The organism is Terriglobia bacterium (genome assembly GCA_020073205.1).
Taxonomy (GTDB): Bacteria; Acidobacteriota; Polarisedimenticolia; order Polarisedimenticolales; family JAIQFR01; genus JAIQFR01.
In genome coordinates, this window is record JAIQFR010000037.1 from 44,590 (window position 1) to 52,210 (window position 7,621).

At 67.4% G+C, this 7,621-nt stretch carries 5 protein-coding genes; all 5 read left to right on the forward strand.

Annotation, left to right across the window (positions count from 1 at the left end):
- Positions 1-4: 4 nt before the first annotated feature.
- Complete coding sequence (rpoC, locus tag LAO51_09840; GenBank protein MBZ5639038.1) at positions 5-4,243, forward strand: DNA-directed RNA polymerase subunit beta'; 4,239 nt, start codon at positions 5-7, stop codon at positions 4,241-4,243.
- 137 nt (positions 4,244-4,380) lie between these two features.
- A complete protein-coding gene (rpsL, locus tag LAO51_09845) occupies positions 4,381-4,755 on the forward strand; it encodes a 30S ribosomal protein S12 (protein MBZ5639039.1) in 375 nt (124 codons plus the stop codon).
- A 12-nt stretch (positions 4,756-4,767) separates the two neighbouring features.
- Positions 4,768-5,238 carry a 30S ribosomal protein S7 gene (gene rpsG, locus LAO51_09850; protein MBZ5639040.1) on the forward strand — a complete coding sequence of 157 codons (471 nt, stop codon included), beginning with the start codon at positions 4,768-4,770 and terminating at the stop codon, positions 5,236-5,238.
- 51 nt (positions 5,239-5,289) lie between these two features.
- Positions 5,290-7,380, forward strand: coding sequence for an elongation factor G (gene fusA / locus LAO51_09855; GenBank protein MBZ5639041.1), 2,091 nt, complete (start codon positions 5,290-5,292; stop codon positions 7,378-7,380).
- A 30-nt stretch (positions 7,381-7,410) separates the two neighbouring features.
- Positions 7,411-7,621, forward strand: a 211-nt coding sequence (gene tuf, locus LAO51_09860) for an elongation factor Tu (protein MBZ5639042.1), incomplete at its 3' end; no start/stop codon positions are given.

The following is a 7,621-nucleotide window of genomic DNA, read 5'->3' on the forward strand; positions in this document are numbered from 1 at the left end:
GAAAGTGAACAAGCCGTCGTTCCTCTTCGACAAGGCGAGGACGATCAACGACTTCAACGCCATTCGCATCAGCCTGGCGAGCCCGGAGAAGATCCGGTCCTGGTCGTACGGCGAGGTCACGAAGCCGGAGACGATCAACTACCGGACCTTCAAGCCGGAGCGGGACGGGCTGTTCTGCGCGAAGATCTTCGGGCCCGTCACCGACTGGGAGTGCCTCTGCGGAAAGTTCAAGAGGATGAAGCACCGGGGCGTCGTGTGCGACAAGTGCGGCGTCGAGGTGACCCAGAGCAAGGTGCGCCGGGAGCGGATGGGCCACATCGAGCTGGCGAGCCCCGTGAGCCACGTCTGGTTCTTCAAGGGGCTGCCCAGCCGGATCGGCCATCTCCTCGACATGTCCCTCAGGGAGCTGGAGCGGGTGCTGTACTTCGAGGCGTACGTGGTGGTGGATCCGGGGGAGGTCCCCGGTCTCCAGGAGCGGGAGATCCTCACGGAGGACCGCTACCGCGAGCTGCAGGAGCAGTACGTCGACGACTTCCAGGCCGGCATGGGTGCCGAGACCATCAAGGAGCTCCTGGCACGCGTGGACGTCGAGTCGCTCGCCCGCGAGCTGCGCGAAAAGATGCGCAACGAGACGTCCCAGCAGAAGCGGCTCAAGTTCGCGAAGCGCCTCAAGGTCGTCGACGCCTTCAGGAAGTCCGGGAACCGGCCGGAGTGGATGATCCTGGACGTGATCCCGGTGATTCCGCCGGAGCTGCGGCCACTGGTCCCGCTGGACGGCGGGCGGTTCGCGACGTCGGACCTCAACGACCTCTACCGCCGGGTGATCAACCGGAACAACCGGCTCAAGAAGCTCCTGGACCTCAAGGCGCCCGACGTCATCGTCCGCAACGAGAAGCGGATGCTCCAGGAGGCCGTGGACGCGCTGTTCGACAACGGGAGGCGAGGTCGGGTGCTGCGAGGGAGCAACAACCGGCCGCTCAAGTCGCTCTCGGACACCCTGAAGGGGAAGCAGGGCCGGTTCCGGCAGAACCTGCTGGGGAAGCGCGTGGACTACTCCGGCCGCTCGGTCATCGTGGTCGGGCCGGATCTGAAGCTCCACCAGTGCGGACTTCCGAAGAAGATGGCCCTCGAGCTGTTCAAGCCGTTCATCTACAACAAGCTGGAGAAGGAAGGGCTCGTCTCCACCATCAAGGCCGCCAAGGAGATGGTGGAGCTCGAATGGCCGCAGGTCTGGGACTACCTCGAAGAGGTCATCCAGGAGCACCCGGTCCTCCTGAACCGCGCCCCCACGCTCCACCGCCTCGGGATCCAGGCGTTCGAGCCGGTTCTGGTCGAGGGGAAGGCGATCAAGATCCACCCGCTGGTGTGCACGGCGTTCAACGCCGACTTCGACGGTGACCAGATGGCGGTCCACATCCCGCTATCGGCCCGGGCGCAGATCGAGGCGCAGGTCCTGCTCCTGTCGACGCAGAACATCCTGAGCCCGGCCAACGGACTCCCCACCGTGAACCCCAGCCAGGACATCGTGCTGGGGATCTACTACCTGACCCAGGAGAAGCGGGGGGCCAAGGGAGAGGGGCGTGTGTTCGGGACGCCCGACGAGGTGCTCCTGGCGCTCCAGGCCGGCGAGGTGGAGACCCTGAGCCGGATCGTCATGCGGTACTCGGGGCTGCTGGCGGACCTGACGACGCTCCCCGAAAAGGAGCGCGAGAACGTGGTCCGCGCCCCGGTCCAGGAGGTCGAAGGGTACCGCCTGCCGACGACCGTCGGCCGGGTGATCTTCAACGAGAACCTCCCGGAGGGGATTCCCTACATCAACGGGCTCCTCAAGAAGAAGGGGCTCCAGTCGCTGGTGCAGTACTGCCACCTGAGGCACGGTGCGACCAAGACCGTGGAGCTCGTGGACACCTTGAAGGACCTCGGGTTCCTTTACGCGACCCGGGCCGGGGTGTCCATCGGGATCGACGACATGGTGGTCCCGCCGGACAAGCCCCAGGTGGTCGAGAAGGCGCGGCGCGAGCAGATCGAGGTCGAGCAGCAGTACCTCGACGGACACATCACCAACGGCGAGCGGAAGAACAAGGTCATCAACATCTGGGACAAGGCCACCAAGGAGGTCTCGGAGGCGATGTTCCGGGAGATGACCCGCGTCGAGAGCGAGCGCAACGAGTTCAACCCGATCCTGATGATGGCTGACTCGGGCGCCCGGGGCAGCAAGCAGCAGATGGCGCAGCTCGCGGGGATGCGCGGACCGATGGCGAAGCCTTCGGGCGAGATCATCGAGACGCCGATCACCGCGAACTTCCGCGAAGGCCTGAACGTGCTGCAGTACTTCATCTCGACCCACGGCGCGCGCAAGGGGCTCGCGGACACCGCGCTCAAGACGGCGAACTCGGGCTACCTGACCCGGCGGCTCGTGGACGTCGCCCAGGACGTGATCATCACCGAGGAGGACTGCGGGACCATCGAGGGGATCGAGGTGGCCCGGATCGAGGAGGACGGCGAGATCATCGAGGACCTCCGCGACCGGATCGTGGGCCGCGTGGCCCTCGAGGACGTGAAGGACCCGCTCACCGGCAAGCTCCTGGTCCCGCGCAACGTGCTCATCGACGAGGACCTGGCCACCGACGTCCAGGACGCGGGGGTCGAGGCGGTGAAGATCCGCTCGGTGCTCACCTGCGAATGCCGGCGCGGCGTCTGCATTCGTTGCTACGGCAGGAACCTGGCCTCGGGCCGGCACGTGGAGCAGGGAGAGGCCGTCGGGGTCATCGCGGCGCAGTCCATCGGCGAGCCCGGCACGCAGCTCACGATGCGGACCTTCCACATCGGGGGGACCGCGCGCATCGAGGAGCAGAGCAGCATCGAGTCGGCGGGGGCCGGAACGGTCCGCTACCACAACATCAAGTTCGTGGAGAACCGCCACGGTAAGCCGGTCGCCATCAACCGGAACGGCGCCATCGTGATCCAGGACCGCGAGGGACGGGAGCGCGAGCGCTACACGGTGGTCTACGGCGCGGTGCTCGAGGTCCGGAACGGCGAGGTCGTCGAGGGAGGGCGCAAGCTGGCGGAGTGGGATCCGTACACCTACGCGATCTTGACCGACGTCCACGGGACGGTCCGGTTCTCCGACATCGAGCCGGGCGTCACGATGAAGGAAGAGGTCGACGAGCTCACCGGCTTCTCCCGGCAGATCATCGTCCAGAGCCAGGACGAGAAGCGGCACCCGCAGCTCATGGTGCTCGACGAGGGCGGAACCGCCCTTCGCAAGATCCTGATGCCGGTGAACGCCATTCTGATGGTCCAGGACGGGGAGAAGGTGCTGCAGGGGGACATCCTCTCGAAGATCCCGCGCGCCACCACGAAGACGAAGGACATCACCGGCGGCCTGCCGCGCGTCGTGGACCTCTTCGAGGCGAGGCACCCCAAGGACCCGGCGGTCATGGCCGAGGTCGAGGGGACGGTGCACTACGGCGAGATCGTGAAGGGCTCGCGGAAGATCATCGTGAGGACCGACGACGGCGAGGAGCGCGAGTACAGCATCCCGCGTGGGCTGCACGTGAACGTCCAGGAGGGGGAGCGGGTGCGTGCGGGCGACGCGTTCACCGACGGTCCCAAGGACCCGCACAAGATCCTGGAGATCCTCGGGGAGCGCGAGCTCCAGAAGTACCTGCTGGACGGGATCCAGGAGGTCTACCGCCTCCAGGGCGTGAACATCAACGACAAGCACATCGAGACGATCATCCGGCAGATGATGCGGTGGATCAAGGTGGAGGACGTCGGCGACACGGAGTTCATCGTCGACGAGCAGGTGGACAAGTTCCGGTTCGTCGAGGAGAACGAGCGGGTGCTCGCAGCGGGAGGCGCACCCGCCCGGGGCCGGCCGCTCCTCTTGGGGATCACCAAGGCGTCGCTCAGCACCGACTCGTTCATCTCCGCGGCGAGCTTCCAGGAGACCACGCGGGTCCTGACCGAGGCCTCCATCTCGGGAAAGGTGGATTACCTGCGCGGCCTCAAGGAGAACGTGATCATGGGCCGGCTCATCCCGGCGGGGACCGGCATGGAGTCGTACCACGGGCTCCAGATCGCGCCCGACGGGCCGCCTCCGCCCGAGGACATCGAGGAGGAGATCCCGGAGGAGGTGGCGGAGCCCGAGGTCGACCTGGACACCGACCGCTTCGCCGAGATGCTCCGCGCCGCCGCCGCCGCGGCCGCCGGGGGCGAGCCGGGGGGGAAATCGGCCTGACGCGCGGCCGCGAAGGCAAGACGCGGCGCGCTCGGGGCTTGACCGGGCTCCGGGGGGTCTGCTAGACTCACCGGGTTTTGCACGCGATCGTGTCGCGCGGGGTCGTGTCGCTCGCGGGACGGAGGAGAGTGAGAACGGTGCCGACGATCAGCCAGCTGGTTCGCATCGGGCGGGAGACGGTCAAGAACCGCACCAAGAGCCCGGCCCTCGTGTCGTGCCCGCAACGGCGCGGGGTCTGCACCCGGGTGTACACGTCGACCCCCAAGAAGCCGAACTCCGCCCTCCGAAAGGTCGCGCGGGTCCGACTCACGAACGGCATCGAGGTCACGACCTACATCCCCGGGGTGGGGCACAATCTCCAGGAGCACTCCATCGTGATGATCCGCGGCGGCCGCGTGAAGGACCTGCCGGGAGTGCGCTACCACGTCATCCGCGGCACGCTGGACGCCATGGGCGTCGAGGGACGGCGGAAGAGCCGGTCGAAGTACGGCGCGAAGCGGCCGAAGTCCTAGGGGAGAGCGGGAATGCCCAGACGAGGGTACGTGGCGAAGCGGGAGGTGCTCCCGGATCCCGTGTTCCAGTCGCCGCTGGTGACCAAGTTCATCAGCTGCCTGATGCACGACGGCAAGAAGGCCGTGGCGGAGGGGATCTTCTACGGTGCGATGGACATCGTCCAGGAGCGCACGAAGGAAGACCCGGTCAAGATCTTCCGCAAGGCTCTCGACAACGTGAAGCCGGTCCTCGAGGTGAAGTCGCGGCGCGTGGGCGGGTCGAACTACCAGGTCCCCGTGGAGGTCCGGCCGGAGCGCCGGACCGCACTGGCGATCCGCTGGCTGATCGGGTATTCCCGCGATCGCGGCGAGAAGTCCATGCAGGAGAAGCTCGCCAATGAAGTGCTGGACGCCTCGGCGCTCCGAGGCGGCGCGTTCAAGAAGAAGGAAGACACCCACAAAATGGCGGAGGCGAACAAGGCGTTCGCGCACTATCGCTGGTAGGTCGTTTCGGGCAAGGCGCTCCCGCGCGGCGGGAGCGGACGGTTCTTTGACATGGCGCGGCAGACACCCCTCGAGAGGATCCGGAATATCGGCATCATGGCTCACATCGATGCCGGTAAGACCACGACCACCGAGCGGGTCCTCTTCTACACGGGGATCACCTACAAGCTCGGAGAGGTCCACGAGGGGACCGCGACCATGGACTGGATGGTCCAGGAGCAGGAGCGGGGAATCACCATCACCTCCGCCGCGACCACCTGCTTCTGGAACGACCACCGCATCAACATCATCGATACCCCCGGGCACGTGGACTTCACCGCCGAGGTCGAGCGCTCCCTCAGGGTGCTGGACGGCGCGGTGGCGGTCTTCTGTGCCGTCGGCGGGGTGGAGCCGCAGTCCGAGGCGGTCTGGCGGCAGGCGGACAAGTACCGGGTTCCGCGCATCGCGTTCGTCAACAAGATGGACCGGGCCGGCGCCGATTTCGACCGCGTGTCCAGGATGATGACCGAGCGCCTCCACGCGCGGCCGGTCGCCGTGCAGATTCCGTGGGGCGCGGCGGAGACGTTCCGCGGCGCGATCGACGTGGTCGAAATGCGCGCGATGCTCTGGGAGGACGACTCTCCGCGCTCGGGGTTCACGCTCGCCGACATTCCCGAGGAGATGAGCGCCGCCGCCTCGGCGGCCCACGAGAAGGTCGTCGAAGCGGCCTGCGAGATGGACGACGTCGTGCTGGCGAAGTACCTCGCCGGCGAGCCCCTCGCTCCCGCCGAGATCCGCGCCGCGCTCCGGAAGGGGACCTGCGCCCTCAAGATCACGCCGGTGACCTGCGGCGCCGCGTTCCGGAACAAGGGAGTCCAGCCGCTGCTCGACGCGGTCGTGGACTATCTCCCGTCCCCCCTGGACATCCCGCCGGTCGAGGGGACGAACCCGAAGGACGGCTCGCCGGTCCTGCTCTCGGCCGACGACGGCAAGCCGTTCGCCGGCCTCGTGTTCAAGATCATGAGCGACCCGTACGTCGGGCACCTCTCCTTCGTGCGGGTCTACTCCGGTTCCCTCGCCACGGGCCACCCGGTCTGGAACACCGCGCGCCGGACCTCGGAGCGGATCGGCCGCCTCCTCAAGATGCACGCGAACAAGCGGGAGGAGATCAAGGAGGTCTGGGCGGGCGACATCGCCGCGATCGTCGGCCTGAGGAACGCGACCACCGGCGACACGATCTGCGACCCGAAGTTCCCCGTGCTGCTCGAGTCCATGGAGTTCCCGGAGCCGGTGATCCGGCTCGCCATCGAGCCGAAGACGAAGGCCGACCAGGAGAAGCTGGGCGCCGGGATGGCCAAGCTGCTCCAGGAGGATCCGACGTTCCGCGTGCAGACCGACCCCGAGACCGGCCAGACGCTGATCGCGGGGATGGGAGAGCTTCACCTCGAGATCCTCGTGGACCGGCTCCTTCGGGAGCACGGCGTGGCCGCGAGCGTCGGGCAGCCGCAGGTCGCCTACCGCGAGACGATCCGCGGCGCCGCGGACGCCGAAGGACGCTACGTGCGCCAGACCGGCGGCCGCGGCCAGTACGGTCACGTGAAGATCCGCATCGAGCCGGCCGGGCGCGACGGCGGGTTCGTGTTCGAGAACTCCATCGTCGGCGGGTCGATCCCGCGGGAGTTCATCCCGGCCGTCGAGTCCGGGGCCCGCGAAGCGATGGAGGGGGGCGTCCTCGCCGGCTACGCGATGACCGACGTCAAGGTGGAGCTCTACGACGGCTCGTACCACGAGGTGGACTCTTCGGAGATGGCGTTCAAGATCGCCGCCTCCATGGCCTTCAAGGAGGCCTGCCGCAGGGCCGGCGTCGCGCTCCTCGAGCCGGTGATGCGGCTCGAGGTGGTGGTCCCGGACGAGTACATGGGCGAGGTGATCGGGGACCTCAACTCGCGGCGCGGCAGGATCCAGAGCCTCGAGTCCCGACCGGGCCTCCAGGCGATCCGGACGGTGGTGCCGCTGGCGCAGATCTTCGGCTACGCCACCGATCTGCGCTCCATGACCCAGGGGCGTGGGAACTACACGATGCATTTCTCCCACTACGAAGAGGTTCCCAAGGCGATCAGCGAGGAAGTGGTGGCCCGGGTGACGGGAACGGCGCGGCGCTAGACGGCGCAACGCGCTGGAGGGACGGGAGCGATGGGCAAGGAGAAGTTCGAGCGTACGAAGCCGCACGTGAACGTGGGGACGATCGGGCACGTGGACCACGGGAAGACGACGCTGACGTCGGCGATCACGATGGCGCTGGCGAAGCTGAACCCGAAGATCCAGGTACGGTCGTTCGACTCGATCGACAACGCGCCGGAGGAGAAGGCGCGGGGGATCACGATCGCGACGGCGCACGTGGAGT